This window comes from Pseudescherichia vulneris NBRC 102420, assembly GCF_000759795.1.
Classification (GTDB): Bacteria; Pseudomonadota; Gammaproteobacteria; order Enterobacterales; family Enterobacteriaceae; genus Pseudescherichia; species Pseudescherichia vulneris.
The window spans coordinates 11973-25983 of record NZ_BBMZ01000021.1; the positions used below are offsets into that span (position 1 = coordinate 11973).

Consider the following 14011-nt stretch of genomic DNA (forward strand, 5'->3'; position numbering starts at 1 on the left):
TATCTCCAAATAAACGCTATAGGGATGTGATTTTTTTTACCAGTTCCACAGGGTGCCGTCTTCGAGGCGGGCGACCGGCAGATAGGCAGGGTCGTAGGGATATTTCGCTGCCAGCTTCTCATCGAACTCAATGCCGAGGCCGGGCTTCTCGCCGGGGTGCATGTAGCCGTTGTCGAATGTCCAGCTGTGCGGGAAGACCTCCAGCATCTGCTCGGAGTAGCCCATGTACTCCTGCACGCCAAAGTTCGGCACCCACAGGTCGAAATGCAGCGCTGCCGCGTGGCAGATCGGCGAGAGATCCGACGGGCCGTGGGAGCCGGTACGCACCTGATAAAGCGAGGCGAAGTCGGCGATACGGCGCATGCCGGTGATGCCGCCCGCGTGGGTGATGGTGGTGCGGATATAGTCAATCAGCTGCTCTTCAATCAGCTGCTTACAGTCCCAGATGCTGTTAAAGACTTCACCTACCGCGATAGGGGTCACGGTGTGCTGGCGGATCAGGCGGAAGCAGGCCTGGTTCTCGGCCGGGGTCGGGTCCTCCATCCAGAACATGCGGAACTCTTCAATGCTCTTGCCGAAGCGCGCCGCCTCAATGGGAGTCAGGCGGTGGTGCATGTCGTGCAGCAGATGCTCGTTAAAGCCAAACTTGCTGCGCACCGCGTCAAACAGCTTCGGCGTAAAGTCGAGATACTTCTCCGTTGACCAGAGCTGCTCTTCCGGCCACTGACCTTTAGTCGCAGGCTCATAGGCCAGGCCTTTACCTTTAGACATGCCGTAGGTGGTTTTCATTCCCGGCACGCCGCACTGCACGCGAATGGCTTTGAAACCCATCTCTTTATGGCGGGCGTAATCTTCCAGCACGTCATCAATGCTGTGACCCGTAGTGTGGCAGTAGACCATCACCCCTTCACGAGAGGCACCGCCCAGCAGCTGATAGAGCGGCATGTTGGCCGCCTTGGCTTTGATATCCCACAGCGCCATATCGATAGCCGAGATAGCGGACATGGTGACCGGACCACGACGCCAGTAAGCGCCCTTGTAGAAGAACTGCCAGATATCTTCGATGCGGTGCGCGTCGCGGCCAATCAGCTGCGGGCAGAGGTGATCCTTAAGATAGGACGCCACGGAGAGCTCGCGCCCGTTCAGCGTGGCATCGCCCAGACCGACAATCCCCTCGTCGGTAGTAATTTTGAGGGTGACAAAATTGCGCCCCGGACAGGTAACAAATACTTCAGCCCCTACGATCTTCATCTTCTGATCCTTTACATCTCGGTTGTGATGGAGAGAATCTACGCAACTGAGCTACTACCATACAAGTATGATGATCAGAAAACCTTCGCTGGATCACAAAAAAAGGCGCTAGGCGCGCCCCCATCCTGCCACGATAATCAGCATGCCGCAGAGCGCCACGAGCGCGCCGAGCCAGTCATAAACGCTGAGCTTGACCCCATCCACCACCCGCAGCCAGATCAGCGCGGTGCAGACGTAGACCCCACCGTAGGCGGCGTAAACCCGGCCGCTGGCTGCTGGATGTAAAGTGAGTAACCAGACGAAGGCCGCCAGCGCCAGTCCGGCCGGGATCAGCAGCAGCGGGCTCGCTCCCCGCTTCAGCCACAGCCACGGCAGAAAGCAGCCGAGGATTTCGCACAGCGCGGTGATGAAAAAGAGCAGCGTGGTATGGAGCATGGCGGTAGTGAACATTCCGGATAACGGCCTTATATCGTTTGAGAAGAATGGTGTAGAATAACGGGAGGCGAGCACCACGTCTTCTCTATCGAACCAAGGAATAACAATGAACATGACCTTTAGTAAACGCCTCTGCGTGGCGGCCATGCTGACGCTGGGTGCGGGCATGATGAGTGCCACAGCCAACGCCAATACGAGTAAGCTTATCATTGAGTCCGGCGACAGTGCCCAGAGCCGCCAGCAGGCCACGATGGAAAAAGAGCAGTGGAACGATACGCGTAACCTGCGCCACAAGGTGAATACCCGCGTGGAGAAAGAGTTTGATAAGGCCGACGTAGCGTTTGACGCACGTGATAACTGCCAGCAGAGCGCTAACCTCAACGCCTACTGGGAAGAGAATACCCTGCGCTGCCTTGACCGCCGCACCGGGCGGCCAATCGGACGTTAATCTCAGTAGTAGGCAATGGTGTTTTTGATGGCGTACTTATGCTCAACGGCAGGCGTGACGCTTTCATCTACGATCGTCAGGGAGCAGCTTACCGGGTTGTCATGACGATCGTATTCGCAGGCCTGCTTCACGCTGCCGATAGGCTTATCGTTCAGCGTACTGACGCCGGTGTAGTCGAGCTTCTTACGTTTGTCCGTTGAGGGTGTTGATTCCACGGACAGATGCATCTCTTTGCTGGTGGTCGATTTACCAAGCGGATACCCTTCCGCATCGTACTGGTAGTTAATCTGCAGCTCCTTGCCGCGCGCTAACACCACAAAGCCCTTCTCATCCGTATCCCAGGTCACGCCCGCCGACAGGAACTCCGCCAGCTGGCATTTACCCTGCAAGCGCAGGCGCTTTTCATGCGTCACGGCATCGACATAGAAGTTGGCATTCAGCACCAGCGCCAGGCCGGTGTTGTTATCCATATCGTGAAGCTCCAGCGTATCAAAACAGCCCTCCTGCGAGAGCGTGCCGGTGACGCGTTTCGATACTTCACCCTTCTCATTGAGCAGCGTCTGGCTAAAGTCTTTCACCGGGCCGCGCAGTGGGTCAAAGTCAAACTCATTGGAGAAGCTGGCCATCTCCGGCGTAAACGACACCGGCGCTTTGCCGTCATCGCATCCGGCCAGCGCTGCCGTGACTGCCGCCAGCATCATTAACTTTTTCATAAATTTCCCACCCGTTGCACCTTATTAAAGCATCTTAGCAAATTCAGTGATTTATGTAACATCATCCCTTTGTATTACCCGCGTCCCCATACCGTGACCAGGCGCACCTTTTTTGTTCAACGCTGCGCAGGTCGAGTGCAAGCCTAACCTGCCCGCCCCGGCACATTATTAAAATATTATTAATTAACAATAGATTAAAAACTGGCACGCCGCTTGCTATTTGAATTCCATCTTGTATACCAGATGGAATTGCTCACTATGACAACAATGACCGGCCAGACCCTGAGCGGATGGCAGCAGCAGATCCAGCAGCAGCGCGGCGACCTTTTATCGCTGCTGACGGCGCACCTGGCAACCCTCTCTGTTGATGACAATGCCTGGATCACCCTCGCCACGCCCGAGCAGATCGCCGCCCAGCTAGCAGCATTAGCGCCCCGCTATCAGCAAAACCCGGCGGCGCTGCCGCTGTATGGCATCCCTTTCGCGGTAAAAGACAACATCGACGCCGCTGGATTTCCGACCACGGCGGCCTGCCCGGCGTTTCACTATATCGCCGAGCAGGACGCGACCACGGTTGCGCAGCTCAAAGCCGCCGGGGCCATTGTCATTGGCAAGACCAATCTCGATCAGTTTGCTACCGGACTGGTAGGCACGCGCTCTCCCTGGGGGGCGGTGAGCAACAGTTTTAACCCGGACTATGTGAGCGGCGGCTCCAGCTCCGGCTCGGCGTCGGTCGTCGCGCGCGGTCTGGTTCCGTTTTCACTCGGGACTGACACCGCAGGTTCCGGCCGGGTGCCCGCCGGATTTAATAACATCGTTGGGCTGAAACCCACCAAAGGCTGGTTCTCCGCCAGGGGCGTGGTTCCGGCCTGCCGCCTTAACGATACCGTCTCGGTGTTTGCCCTCACCGTCAGTGATGCCTGGACTGTCGCCGAGGCGGCAGCAGGCTACGACGCTCATGACGCCTACTCCCGCCGCGCACCGGGCACCGCTCCCGCCTCGCTGCCCGAGCGTCCGGTGTTTGCCGTTCCCGATACGCTGCAATTCTTTGGTGACGCCCAGGCCGAAGAGGCGTGGGAACGCGCCCTGGAGCAGCTGCGCGCCTGCGGCGTAACGCTGAAAACCATCGATTTCACGCCGTTCGCCGAGCTGGCCGCCCAGCTCTATCAGGGACCGTGGGTTGCCGAGCGTACCGCTGCCGTCGGCGATATGATCAATCACCCGGAGGAGATGGATCCGACGGTATATCAGATTATTGCCGGAGGCAGCCGCTATAGCGCGGTAGAAGCCTATAAAGCCGAGTACCTGCGCGCCGAGCTGGCCCGTCAAATTCAGTTGGTCCTTGCCGAGGTCGACGCCCTGGTCGTGCCTACCTCGCCCACCATCCGCACCAAAGAAGAGATGCAGCTGGAGCCGATCCGCTACAACTCGGAGTTTGGCACCTACACCAACTTTACTAACCTGGCCGATCTCAGCGCCTTGGCCCTCCCCGCGCCGTTCCGCGCCGACGGCTTGCCCGCCGGGCTCACCCTGCTCGCTCCCGCCTGGCACGATCGCGCCCTCGCCAGCTTCGGCATTCGCTGGCAGGAACAAAGCGGCCTGACCCTGGGGGCAACCGATGCCCCGCTCCCCGTAGCCCAGGCCGCGCTGCCTCTCTCACCGGATCACGTGCGTATCGCGGTTGTCGGGGCGCATCTGCGCGGTATGCCGCTTAACCACCAGCTGATTAACCGTAAGGCGGTGTTTGTGGAGGCCAGCGAAACCGCGTCCTGCTACCGCCTCTACGCCCTGGCCAATACCCAGCCGGCAAAACCGGGCCTGGCCCGCGCCAGCAGCGGCGAATCTATTCAGGTTGAGCTGTGGGATATCCCGCTGGCGCGCTTCGGGGAGTTTGTCGCCGAGATCCCGGCTCCGCTGGGGATCGGCTCTCTGGAGCTGGCGGATGGCCGCTGGGTGAAAGGCTTTATCTGTGAGGGTGCGGCGCTCGGCGACGCGCAGGACATTACGGCTTACAAAGGCTGGCGAAACTGGCTCGCCAGCAAGGAGATGCAGCATGTTTGATCGCGTACTGATTGCCAACCGGGGCGAAATCGCCTGCCGCGCCATCCGCACCCTGCGCCGTCTGGGGATCGTGAGCATCGCCGTTTATTCCGACGCGGATAAAAACGCCGAGCACGTCAAGGCGGCAGATATTGCCCTGCCGCTGGGAGGTGAGAAGGCCAGCGACAGCTATCTACGCATCGACAGCATTATTGATGCCGCTAAACAAAGCGGCGCGCAGGCTATCTGGCCCGGCTACGGCTTTCTCTCTGAGAGCCTGGCCTTTGCCGACGCCTGCGAGCAGGCGGGCATTGTCTTTGTTGGCCCCACGGCGCAGCAGATCGGTGAGTTTGGCCTCAAGCACCGGGCGCGGGAGCTGGCCGCGCAGGCCGGTGTCCCGATGACGCCGGGTACGGGCCTGCTGAACAGCCTCGATGAGGCGCTGCTGGCCGCAGAGGAGATTGGCTACCCGGTGATGTTAAAAAGCACCGCGGGCGGGGGCGGGATCGGCTTAACCCGCTGCGCCGATGGCGAGGCATTGCAGCTGGCGTGGGAGAGCGTCCGCCGTCTGGGCGAGCAGTTCTTCAGCGACGCGGGAGTGTTTATTGAGCGCTGCATCGATCGCGCCCGCCACGTCGAGGTGCAGATCTTCGGCGACGGTCAGGGCAACGTGGTAGCGCTCGGCGAGCGCGACTGCTCCCTGCAACGCCGCAATCAGAAGGTGGTGGAAGAGACGCCTGCGCCGGGGCTACCGCAGGCGACCCGCACCGCGCTGCTTGCCTCCGCCGTTGAGCTGGGCAAGCTGGTTAACTACCGCAGCGCGGGCACGGTGGAGTATATCTATGACGCCGAGCAGGATGCGTTCTACTTCCTTGAGGTCAATACCCGACTCCAGGTAGAGCACCCGGTCACCGAGTCCGTTACCGGTCTCGATCTGGTGGAGTGCATGCTGCGCGTTGCCGCCGGAGATACCATCGACTGGGAACGGCTCCAGCATGCGCCGCAGGGCGCGGCGATTGAGGTGCGGCTGTATGCCGAAAATCCCCTGAAGAATTTCCAGCCGAGCCCTGGCGTGCTGACCCACGTAAGCTTCCCGGAGAACGTGCGCGTCGACAGCGGCGTGACCACCGGCAGCGAGGTCTCCGCCTTCTACGATCCGATGATCGCCAAGCTGATCGTCCATGCGGAGACGCGCGAGGCTGCCCTGGTTAAGCTGCGCGAGGCGCTGGACGCCACCCAGCTGCACGGCATCGCCACTAACCTTGACTACCTGCGGCAGATCGTCGCCAGCGAGGCCTTTATTGAGGGCAGCGTCTGGACGCGGATGCTCGATACGTTTAGTCCCACCACGGCGGCCATTGAGGTTTTACAGCCCGGTACCTGGAGCAGCGTTCAGGATTACCCCGGTCGTCCGGGCTACTGGGACGTGGGCGTCCCGCCCTCGGGGCCGATGGACGATTTTGCCTTCCGCCTGGCTAACCGCATCGTCGGCAACCACGCCTCCGCCGCCGGACTGGAGTTTACTCTGCAAGGCCCGACGCTGCTGTTTCACAGCGACACCACCATCGCCCTGACCGGGGCCGACTGTCATGCCGAGCTTGACGGCCAGCCGGTCACGTACTGGCAGCCGGTAGCGGTGAAGGCCGGGCAGACGCTGGTGCTGGGCCGCGCCCAGGCCGGGTGCCGCACCTATCTTGCCGTGCGCAACGGTATCGATGTGCCCTGCTATCTCGGCAGCCGGGCGACCTTCGCCCTCGGCCAGTTTGGCGGCCACGCCGGACGCACGCTGAAGGTGGCCGATCTGCTGCCTATCTCCCGACCCACGCTGGCCGCCTGCACCACGCCTGCGCCAGAGCGGGATCCGCAGCCGCTGGCCGCCGGGCTGATCCCGGAGTATGGGGAGAGCTGGCACATCGGCGTCCTCTACGGACCCCACGGCGCGCCGGATTTCTTTACTCAGGACGCCATCGATGAGTTCTTCGCCAGCGAATGGCAGGTGCACTACAACTCTAACCGTCTCGGCGTGCGCCTGACCGGGCCGAAACCCTCCTGGACGCGGCCCGACGGCGGCGAGGCGGGCCTGCATCCGTCCAACGTTCACGACTGCGAGTACGCCATCGGCGCGATCAACTTTACCGGCGACTTCCCGGTGATCCTTACCCGTGACGGCCCCAGCCTCGGCGGTTTTGTCTGCCCCGTGACCATCGCCAAAGCAGAGCTGTGGAAAGTGGGCCAGGTGAAGCCAGGGGATCGCCTGCGCTTCTACCCGATTAGCGTTGAAGAGGCGGTAGCGCTGGAGAAGGCCCAGCACCGCATCGTCGAGACGCTGGAGCCTGCCGAAACGCTGCCTGAGTTTGCTACCCCGTCGCTGGCGGATCGGGACGGGATCTCCGCCGCCGCGCTGGTTTCAATTCCGGCCAGCGGCACGACGCCCGCTATCTGCTATCGCCAGGCGGGGGATAACTACATCCTGATTGAGTATGGCGAAAACGTTCTCGATCTGGCCCTGCGCCTGCGCGTCAGCCTGCTGATGGAACAGCTTCAGGCCCTGGCCCATCCGGGCATTAAAGAGCTGTCGCCCGGCGTGCGCTCTCTGCAAATCCGCTACGACAGCCTGGTTATCAGCCAGCCATCGCTGGTGAAGATGTTGCTGGATATTGAAGGCCGTCTGGGAGACGTCAGCGACATGAAGGTGCCGTCGCGCATCGTCTGGATGCCGATGGCCTTTGAGGACAGCGCCACCCTTGGGGCGGTCAGTCGCTATCAGGACACGGTGCGGGCCACCGCCCCCTGGCTGCCGAACAACGTCGATTTTATTCAGCGCATTAATGGCCTGGCGGATCGTAACGCGGTGCGCGACACGATTTTTGATGCCAGTTACCTGATCCTCGGTCTCGGTGATGTCTACTTGGGCGCGCCCTGCGCCGTCCCGGTAGATCCGCGCCACCGCCTGCTGAGCTCGAAATACAACCCGGCGCGCACCTTTACCGCCGAGGGCACGGTAGGCATCGGCGGAATGTATATGTGCATCTACGGCATGGACTCCCCCGGCGGCTACCAGCTGGTGGGCCGCACCCTGCCTATCTGGAACAAATTCCTGAAAAACAGCCAGTTCAAACCGGACGAGCCGTGGCTGCTGCGCTTCTTTGACCAGGTTCGCTTCTATCCGGTCAGCGAGGAGGAGCTGGATCGCCTGCGGGATGATTTCCGCGAAGGCCGGGCCACTATCCGCATCGAGGAGACGGTTTTCGATTACGCCGAGCATCTGCGTTTCCTTGCGCATAACGCCCCCGAGATTGCCCAGTTCCGCGAGCGTCAGGCTGCCGCCTTTAGCGAAGAGGTTGCCCGCTGGCAGCTCGATCAGCAGGCCCAGCCCGAGGAGATCGTCCTGCCCACGGTCGAGGCGGTAGACGACGGTGCGCTGGCGGTAAACGCCGATATGAACGGCAACATCTGGAAGGTGTTGGTCCAGCCAGGCGATGAGGTTATCGAAGGCCAGCCGCTGGTGATTGTCGAGGCGATGAAGATGGAGCTGGCGATCCACGCCCCGCAGGCGGGCCGCATCAAGCGCATTGGCTGTCAGCCGGGCCGCCCGGTAACACCTGGCGACGCCCTACTGTGGCTTGAGCCGTGAGCATGGGCGGCAAGCCGGGGCTGGCGGAGCGCATCTACCGCGCGCTGAAAAATGAGATTTTCACTTTTCAGCTGATGCCGGGGGATCGCTTTAGCGAGAGCGAGGTTGCCGGACGGATGGCCGCCAGCCGAACCCCGGTGCGCCAGGCGCTCTACTGGCTGGAGCACGAGGGTTATGTGGAGGTGGCCTCCCGCAGCGGCTGGCAGGTAAAGCCGTTCGACTTCGCCTGGTTCGAGGCGCTGTACGATCTGCGGATCGTGCTGGAGCGCGAGGCGGTTCGTCGCCTGTGCGGCATGCCTCCCGGCACCTGCGCCGAGCATCTCGCCCCGCTGATTGCGTTTTGGGTCGATGCCCTGCCGCTGGAAGACGGGCTGGCGGTCTCGACCCATGACGAGCAGTTCCATACCGCGCTGGTGGCGGCAACGGGCAACGGCGAGATGACGCGAGTGCACGTCGATCTGACGGAGAAGATACGCATTATTCGCCATCTCGACTTTACGCGGGACGATCGGGTGGCAGCGACCTATCAGGAACACGGGCGTGTGCTACGCGCCATTTTGACACAGCAGACAGAGGAGGCGCAGCGGATCCTGACCGACCACATATTACAGAGCAAAGCGGTGGTCAGAAAAATCACACTACACAGGCTTCAGCAATCGCGGCTACCGCCGGTTTCATCGCAGATATAACGCAATAATTCTCTTACACTTCTAGGGGTTGATGATGAAAACACGTTCGTTAATTAAAGCCTTTGCCCTCTCCGCCACCATGGTCGGCATGGGGATCTCATGGCAAGCCTGGGCCGCCGATACCATCAAGGTCGGCATCATGCACTCGCTCTCCGGCACTATGGCGATCTCCGAGACGCCGCTGAAGAACGTTGCGCTGATGACCATCGATGAGATCAACGCCAACGGCGGCGTGCTGGGGAAAAAGCTGGAGCCGGTGGTGGTCGATCCCGCCTCTAACTGGCCGCTGTTCGCTGAGAAAGCCCGCCAGCTCATCTCCCAGGATAAGGTCGCCGCGGTATTTGGCTGCTGGACTTCGGTGTCGCGCAAATCGGTGCTGCCGGTGTTTGAGGAGCTGAATGGCCTGCTCTTCTACCCGGTGCAGTACGAGGGCGAAGAGATGTCCCCGAACGTCTTCTACACCGGCGCAGCCCCGAATCAGCAGGCGATCCCGGCGGTAGAGTATCTGATGAGCGAGGACGGCGGCAGCGCCAAACGCTTCTTCCTGCTGGGCACCGACTACGTCTACCCGCGCACCACCAATAAGATCCTGCGCGCCTTCCTGCACAGCAAAGGCGTACAGGATAAAGATATCGAAGAGGTCTACACCCCGTTTGGCCACAGCGACTACCAAACCATCGTCGCCAATATCAAGAAGTTCGCCGCCGGAGGCAAAACCGCCGTGGTCTCCACCATCAACGGCGACTCCAACGTGCCGTTCTATAAGGAGCTGGCTAACCAGAGCATCAAGGCTACCGACGTGCCGGTCGTGGCCTTCTCGGTGGGCGAAGAGGAGCTGCGCGGGATCGACACCAAGCCGCTGGTGGGCCATTTGGCGGCATGGAACTACTTTGAATCCGTCGATAACCCCACCAACGCCAAATTTGTAGCTGACTACAAGGCCTATGCCAAAGCGCATAACCTGCCGAATGCCGACACCGTGGTGACCAACGATCCGATGGAGGCCACCTACGTCGGGCTGCACATGTGGGCCCAGGCGGTAGAGAAAGCGGGCACCACCGACGTGGATAAGGTGCGCGCGGCGATGGCCGGACAGACCTATAAAGCGCCGGACGGCTTCACCCTGACCATGGACAAGACCAACCATCACCTGCACAAGCCGGTAATGATCGGCGAGATCGAAGACAACGGCCAGTTCAACGTCGTGTGGCAGACCGAACAGCCGGTTCGCGCCCAGCCGTGGAGCCCGTTCATCGCCGGTAACGATAAGAAGCCGGATACGCCGGTGAAATCCTCCGGGCAGTAACCCAGGCGCCCGGCGGCATGCGCTGCCGGGCAATGACCCCATCAGCGGAATGAGCGACCATGAAAATAGCCACGCGCTTCGGCCTCTTCTTTGCCTGCTGCCTGCTGTTCATCGGCACGGCCTCTGCCGGACCGGCAAGCGAGTACGGCGCTGCCAGCCGGACCCAGCAGGCACAGCTTTTACAAACCTGGTCCGCCGCGCCCGATGCGTCGCGTTTTCCCCTGCTTCAGACGCTTCGCCAGGAGAACGTGGTCGTTGATAAACGCGGCCAGCTCTTTACCCAGTCGGGAGAGACCCTGACGCCGCTGGAGGGCAACGCAGCCCCAGAGGGTAAACCGCGTAAGCTGTTTATGAACAACCGCATCCGCACCCTGGTGGCTAATGCCTTTGCCGCCCACCAGCTGGTGAGCGAGGATCGTACTCAGCGTCTTGCCGCTGCCCATAATCTGCAAAACGACGCCACGGCGGAGCAGCTGCCTCTACTGCAACAGCGGCTGGCCCAGGAGCAGGATGACGAGGTCAAGTCGGCCCTGCTGCTGGCCATCGCCACTCTCCAGCTCGCCGATGCTAATCCGCAGGTGCGTCTGCAGGCGGTCAAACAGCTGGGTGAAAGCAGCGCTCCGCCGATCCAGGCCAGCCTTCAGCGGCTGACCCAGCCGCAAAACGAGCCAGACGCCAGCGTGCGCACCGCCGCCGCCGACAGCCTGAAGCAGATCCAGCAGCGCCTGCGCTGGGGTGACTGGCTGGGGCAGGCCTTTAGCGGCCTGTCGCTGGGATCTATCCTGCTGCTCGCCGCCCTCGGTCTGGCTATTACCTACGGTCTGCTGGGGGTGATCAACATGGCCCACGGCGAGATGCTGATGCTGGGGGCCTATGCCACCTGGCTGGTACAGGATCTCTTTGCCCGCCTCGCCCCGCAGTGGCTGGCCCTCTACCCCATCGTCGCCCTGCCGGTAGCTTTTTTCATTACCGCCGCGATGGGCATGGCGCTGGAGCGGCTGATCATTCGTCACCTGTATGGGCGTCCGCTGGAGACCCTGCTGGCTACATGGGGCATCAGTTTGATGCTGATCCAACTGGTGCGCCTGCTCTTTGGAGCGCAGAACCTGGAGGTGGCCAACCCCGGCTGGCTCTCCGGCGGCTGGGCGGTGCTGCCCAACCTGATCCTGCCTTATAACCGCATCGCGGTGATCGTCTTTGTCCTGCTGGTGCTGGCCCTCACCTGGCTGCTGCTCAACAAGACCCGGCTGGGGATGAACGTGCGGGCAGTCACTCAGAACCGGCGGATGGCCGACTGCTGCGGCGTGCCCACCGGGCGGGTAGATATGCTGGCCTTCGGGCTGGGATCCGGCATCGCCGGGCTGGGGGGCGTGGCGCTCTCGCAGCTAGGCAACGTCGGTCCCGAACTGGGCCAGGGCTATATCATCGACTCATTTTTAGTGGTGGTACTGGGTGGCGTTGGTCAGTTGGCAGGCACGGTGGTGGCGGCCTTTGGCCTTGGCATCATCAACAAGCTGCTGGAGCCGCAGATTGGCGCGGTGCTGGGCAAAATCGCCATTCTGGTACTGATCGTGCTGTTTATCCAGAAACGGCCACAGGGGCTGTTCGCATTCAAGGGGCGAGTGATCGACTGATGAGCCAACCTATAACCCTAACGCTGGCGCAGCGTGCGCCCCGTCTGACGCGCACCCTGACGCTGGGCATTATCGTCCTGCTGCTGGCCCTGCCGTTTTTGGCCCTGCTACCGCAGGATCACCCTCTGGCAATGTCCGCCTACACCCTGACGCTGGTGGGCAAGATCCTCTGCTACGCCATCGTCGCCGTGGCGCTGGATCTGGTCTGGGGCTACGCTGGCCTGCTGTCGCTGGGGCACGGGCTGTTCTTTGCTCTCGGTGGCTATGCGATGGGCATGTACCTGATGCGCCAGGCGGCGGGGGATGGCCTTCCGGCCTTTATGACCTTTCTCTCGTGGAGCGAGATGCCGTGGTTCTGGACCGGCACCCAGCACTTTGCGTGGGCGCTGTGCCTGATCGTCCTGCTGCCGGGCCTGCTGGCGCTGCTGTTTGGCTACTTCGCCTTCCGCTCGCGTATTAAAGACGTCTACTTCTCGATCATGACTCAGGCGCTGACCTACGCCGGGATGCTGCTCTTCTTCCGCAATGAAACCGGCTTCGGCGGTAACAACGGCTTCACCGGTTTTACCACCCTGCTCGGTTTTCCGGTCACCGCCACCGGGACGCGCATCGGCCTGTTTATCGCCACCGTGCTGCTGCTGGTCGCCGCGCTGGGTATCGGCATGGCGCTGGCGCGCAGCAAGTTTGGTCGAGTGCTAACGGCGGTGCGCGACGCCGAGAACCGGCTGATGTTTTGCGGCTACGATCCGCAGGGGTTCAAGCTCTTTGTCTGGACGCTCTCCGCCGTGCTCTGCGGTCTCGCCGGGGCGCTCTACGTGCCGCAGGTGGGCATTATCAACCCAAGCGAAATGTCGCCTACCAACTCCATCGAAGCCGCCATCTGGGTAGCGCTGGGCGGGCGCGGGACGCTGATCGGGCCGCTGCTGGGGGCGGGTATCGTCAACGGGGCGAAGAGCTTCTTCACCGTGGCCTTCCCGGAGTACTGGCTCTTTTTCCTGGGCCTGATGTTTATCCTCGTCACGCTGTTTTTACCGCGCGGCGTGATTGGTTTGCTGAAGCGGAGAAAGCATGACTGACACCCTTTTTACCCAGCCGCTGCCGCAGGATCGCTACCGGGAGACCACCGACCCGGTGCTGATGCTGGAGAATATCAACGTCTCCTTCGACAGCTTCCGCGCCCTCACCGACCTGACGTTGGCGATTGGCGTTGGCGAGCTGCGCTGCATCATCGGCCCCAACGGCGCAGGCAAAACCACGCTGATGGATGTGATCACCGGCAAGACCCGCCCGGACAGCGGCCGCGTGATCTACGACCAGGATATCGATCTGACCCAGCTCTCCCCGGTGGAGATTGCCCGGGCGGGCATCGGACGCAAGTTTCAGAAGCCGACGGTATTTGAGGCGCTGACGGTGGCGGAGAATCTGGAGATCGCCCTGAAAACCGACAAATCGGTCTGGGCCAGCCTGCGGGCGACGCTCAGCGGCGAGCAGCGGGATCGTATCGACGAGACCCTGGAGCTGCTGCGGCTGGCCAATCAAAGTCAGCGGCAGGCGGGGCTGCTCTCACACGGCCAAAAGCAGTTTTTGGAGATCGGCATGCTGCTGGTACAGGAGCCGCACCTGCTGCTCCTCGACGAGCCAGCCGCCGGGCTGACGGACGCCGAGACAGAGTATATTGCCGAGCTGTTTCGCACCCTGGCCGGCAAGCACTCCCTGATGGTGGTGGAGCACGATATGGGCTTTGTCGATACCATTGCCGATCACGTTACGGTGCTGCACCAGGGCCAGGTGCTGGCCGAGGGTTCCCTGCGCGAGGTGCAGGCGAATGAACAGGTTATTGACGTTTATCTGGGGCGCTAAC

General features: G+C 61.7%; 11 protein-coding genes. 8 read left to right on the forward strand and 3 right to left on the reverse strand.

From position 1 onward, the window contains the following. Nucleotides 1-36: 36 nt before the first annotated feature. The gene (gene rspA / locus EV102420_RS15970; RefSeq protein WP_042393601.1) at nucleotides 37-1251 is read right to left on the reverse strand and encodes a starvation-sensing protein RspA; all 1215 of its coding nucleotides are present in this window, start codon (nucleotides 1249-1251) and stop codon (nucleotides 37-39) included. Nucleotides 1252-1359: 108 nt separating this feature from the next. After that, a complete protein-coding gene (locus EV102420_RS15975) occupies nucleotides 1360-1686 on the reverse strand; it encodes a YnfA family protein (protein WP_042393604.1) in 327 nt (108 codons plus the stop codon). 106 nt (nucleotides 1687-1792) lie between these two features. Here EV102420_RS15975 and EV102420_RS15980 point away from each other — a divergent pair, with 106 nt between their 5' ends. Further along, complete coding sequence (locus EV102420_RS15980; RefSeq protein WP_042393607.1) at nucleotides 1793-2134, forward strand: DUF1283 family protein; 342 nt, start codon at nucleotides 1793-1795, stop codon at nucleotides 2132-2134. 2 nt (nucleotides 2135-2136) lie between these two features. Here EV102420_RS15980 and EV102420_RS15985 read toward each other — a convergent pair whose 3' ends face one another. Then, nucleotides 2137-2847: a YnfC family lipoprotein gene (locus EV102420_RS15985; RefSeq protein ID WP_042393609.1), complete on the reverse strand. Its 711-nt coding sequence runs from the start codon at nucleotides 2845-2847 to the stop codon at nucleotides 2137-2139. 258 nt (nucleotides 2848-3105) lie between these two features. Between EV102420_RS15985 and atzF the strand changes: the two genes are divergently transcribed. Genes atzF through urtD form a run of 7 tightly spaced genes read left to right on the forward strand, consistent with a single transcriptional unit; the run spans nucleotide 3106 to nucleotide 14010 of the window. After that, entirely contained in the window at nucleotides 3106-4908 is a 1803-nt protein-coding gene (atzF, locus tag EV102420_RS15990) for an allophanate hydrolase (protein ID WP_042393612.1), read from the forward strand. Beyond that, nucleotides 4901-8521 carry an urea carboxylase gene (gene uca, locus EV102420_RS15995; RefSeq protein ID WP_042393613.1) on the forward strand — a complete coding sequence of 1207 codons (3621 nt, stop codon included), beginning with the start codon at nucleotides 4901-4903 and terminating at the stop codon, nucleotides 8519-8521. Before atzF ends, uca begins: the two co-directional genes overlap by 8 nt. A 2-nt stretch (nucleotides 8522-8523) precedes the next feature. Further along, the gene (locus EV102420_RS16000) at nucleotides 8524-9210 is read left to right on the forward strand and encodes a GntR family transcriptional regulator (protein ID WP_042393616.1); all 687 of its coding nucleotides are present in this window, start codon (nucleotides 8524-8526) and stop codon (nucleotides 9208-9210) included. A gap of 34 nt (nucleotides 9211-9244) precedes the next feature. Further along, nucleotides 9245-10516, forward strand: coding sequence for an urea ABC transporter substrate-binding protein (gene urtA, locus EV102420_RS16005; protein WP_042393618.1), 1272 nt, complete (start codon nucleotides 9245-9247; stop codon nucleotides 10514-10516). 59 nt (nucleotides 10517-10575) lie between these two features. Beyond that, complete coding sequence (gene urtB / locus EV102420_RS16010; RefSeq protein WP_042393620.1) at nucleotides 10576-12150, forward strand: urea ABC transporter permease subunit UrtB; 1575 nt, start codon at nucleotides 10576-10578, stop codon at nucleotides 12148-12150. Continuing rightward, nucleotides 12150-13226 carry an urea ABC transporter permease subunit UrtC gene (gene urtC, locus EV102420_RS16015; protein ID WP_042393622.1) on the forward strand — a complete coding sequence of 359 codons (1077 nt, stop codon included), beginning with the start codon at nucleotides 12150-12152 and terminating at the stop codon, nucleotides 13224-13226. Before urtB ends, urtC begins: the two co-directional genes overlap by 1 nt. After that, the gene (gene urtD, locus EV102420_RS16020; protein WP_042393624.1) at nucleotides 13219-14010 is read left to right on the forward strand and encodes an urea ABC transporter ATP-binding protein UrtD; all 792 of its coding nucleotides are present in this window, start codon (nucleotides 13219-13221) and stop codon (nucleotides 14008-14010) included. The genes urtC and urtD overlap by 8 nt, the downstream gene beginning before the upstream one ends. Nucleotide 14011: the final 1 nt, after the last annotated feature.

Bases quoted from the DNA above. Each gene is read 5' to 3' on its own strand.
- rspA (WP_042393601.1), bottom strand. From the start codon at position 1,251: ATGAAGATCGTAGGGGCTGAAGTATTTGTTACCTGTCCGGGGCGCAAT.
- EV102420_RS15975 (WP_042393604.1), bottom strand. From the start codon at position 1,686: ATGCTCCATACCACGCTGCTCTTTTTCATCACCGCGCTGTGCGAAATC.
- EV102420_RS15980 (WP_042393607.1), top strand. From the start codon at position 1,793: ATGAACATGACCTTTAGTAAACGCCTCTGCGTGGCGGCCATGCTGACG.
- EV102420_RS15985 (WP_042393609.1), bottom strand. From the start codon at position 2,847: ATGAAAAAGTTAATGATGCTGGCGGCAGTCACGGCAGCGCTGGCCGGA.
- atzF (WP_042393612.1), top strand. From the start codon at position 3,106: ATGACAACAATGACCGGCCAGACCCTGAGCGGATGGCAGCAGCAGATC.
- uca (WP_042393613.1), top strand. From the start codon at position 4,901: ATGTTTGATCGCGTACTGATTGCCAACCGGGGCGAAATCGCCTGCCGC.
- EV102420_RS16000 (WP_042393616.1), top strand. From the start codon at position 8,524: ATGGGCGGCAAGCCGGGGCTGGCGGAGCGCATCTACCGCGCGCTGAAA.
- urtA (WP_042393618.1), top strand. From the start codon at position 9,245: ATGAAAACACGTTCGTTAATTAAAGCCTTTGCCCTCTCCGCCACCATG.
- urtB (WP_042393620.1), top strand. From the start codon at position 10,576: ATGAAAATAGCCACGCGCTTCGGCCTCTTCTTTGCCTGCTGCCTGCTG.
- urtC (WP_042393622.1), top strand. From the start codon at position 12,150: ATGAGCCAACCTATAACCCTAACGCTGGCGCAGCGTGCGCCCCGTCTG.
- urtD (WP_042393624.1), top strand. From the start codon at position 13,219: ATGACTGACACCCTTTTTACCCAGCCGCTGCCGCAGGATCGCTACCGG.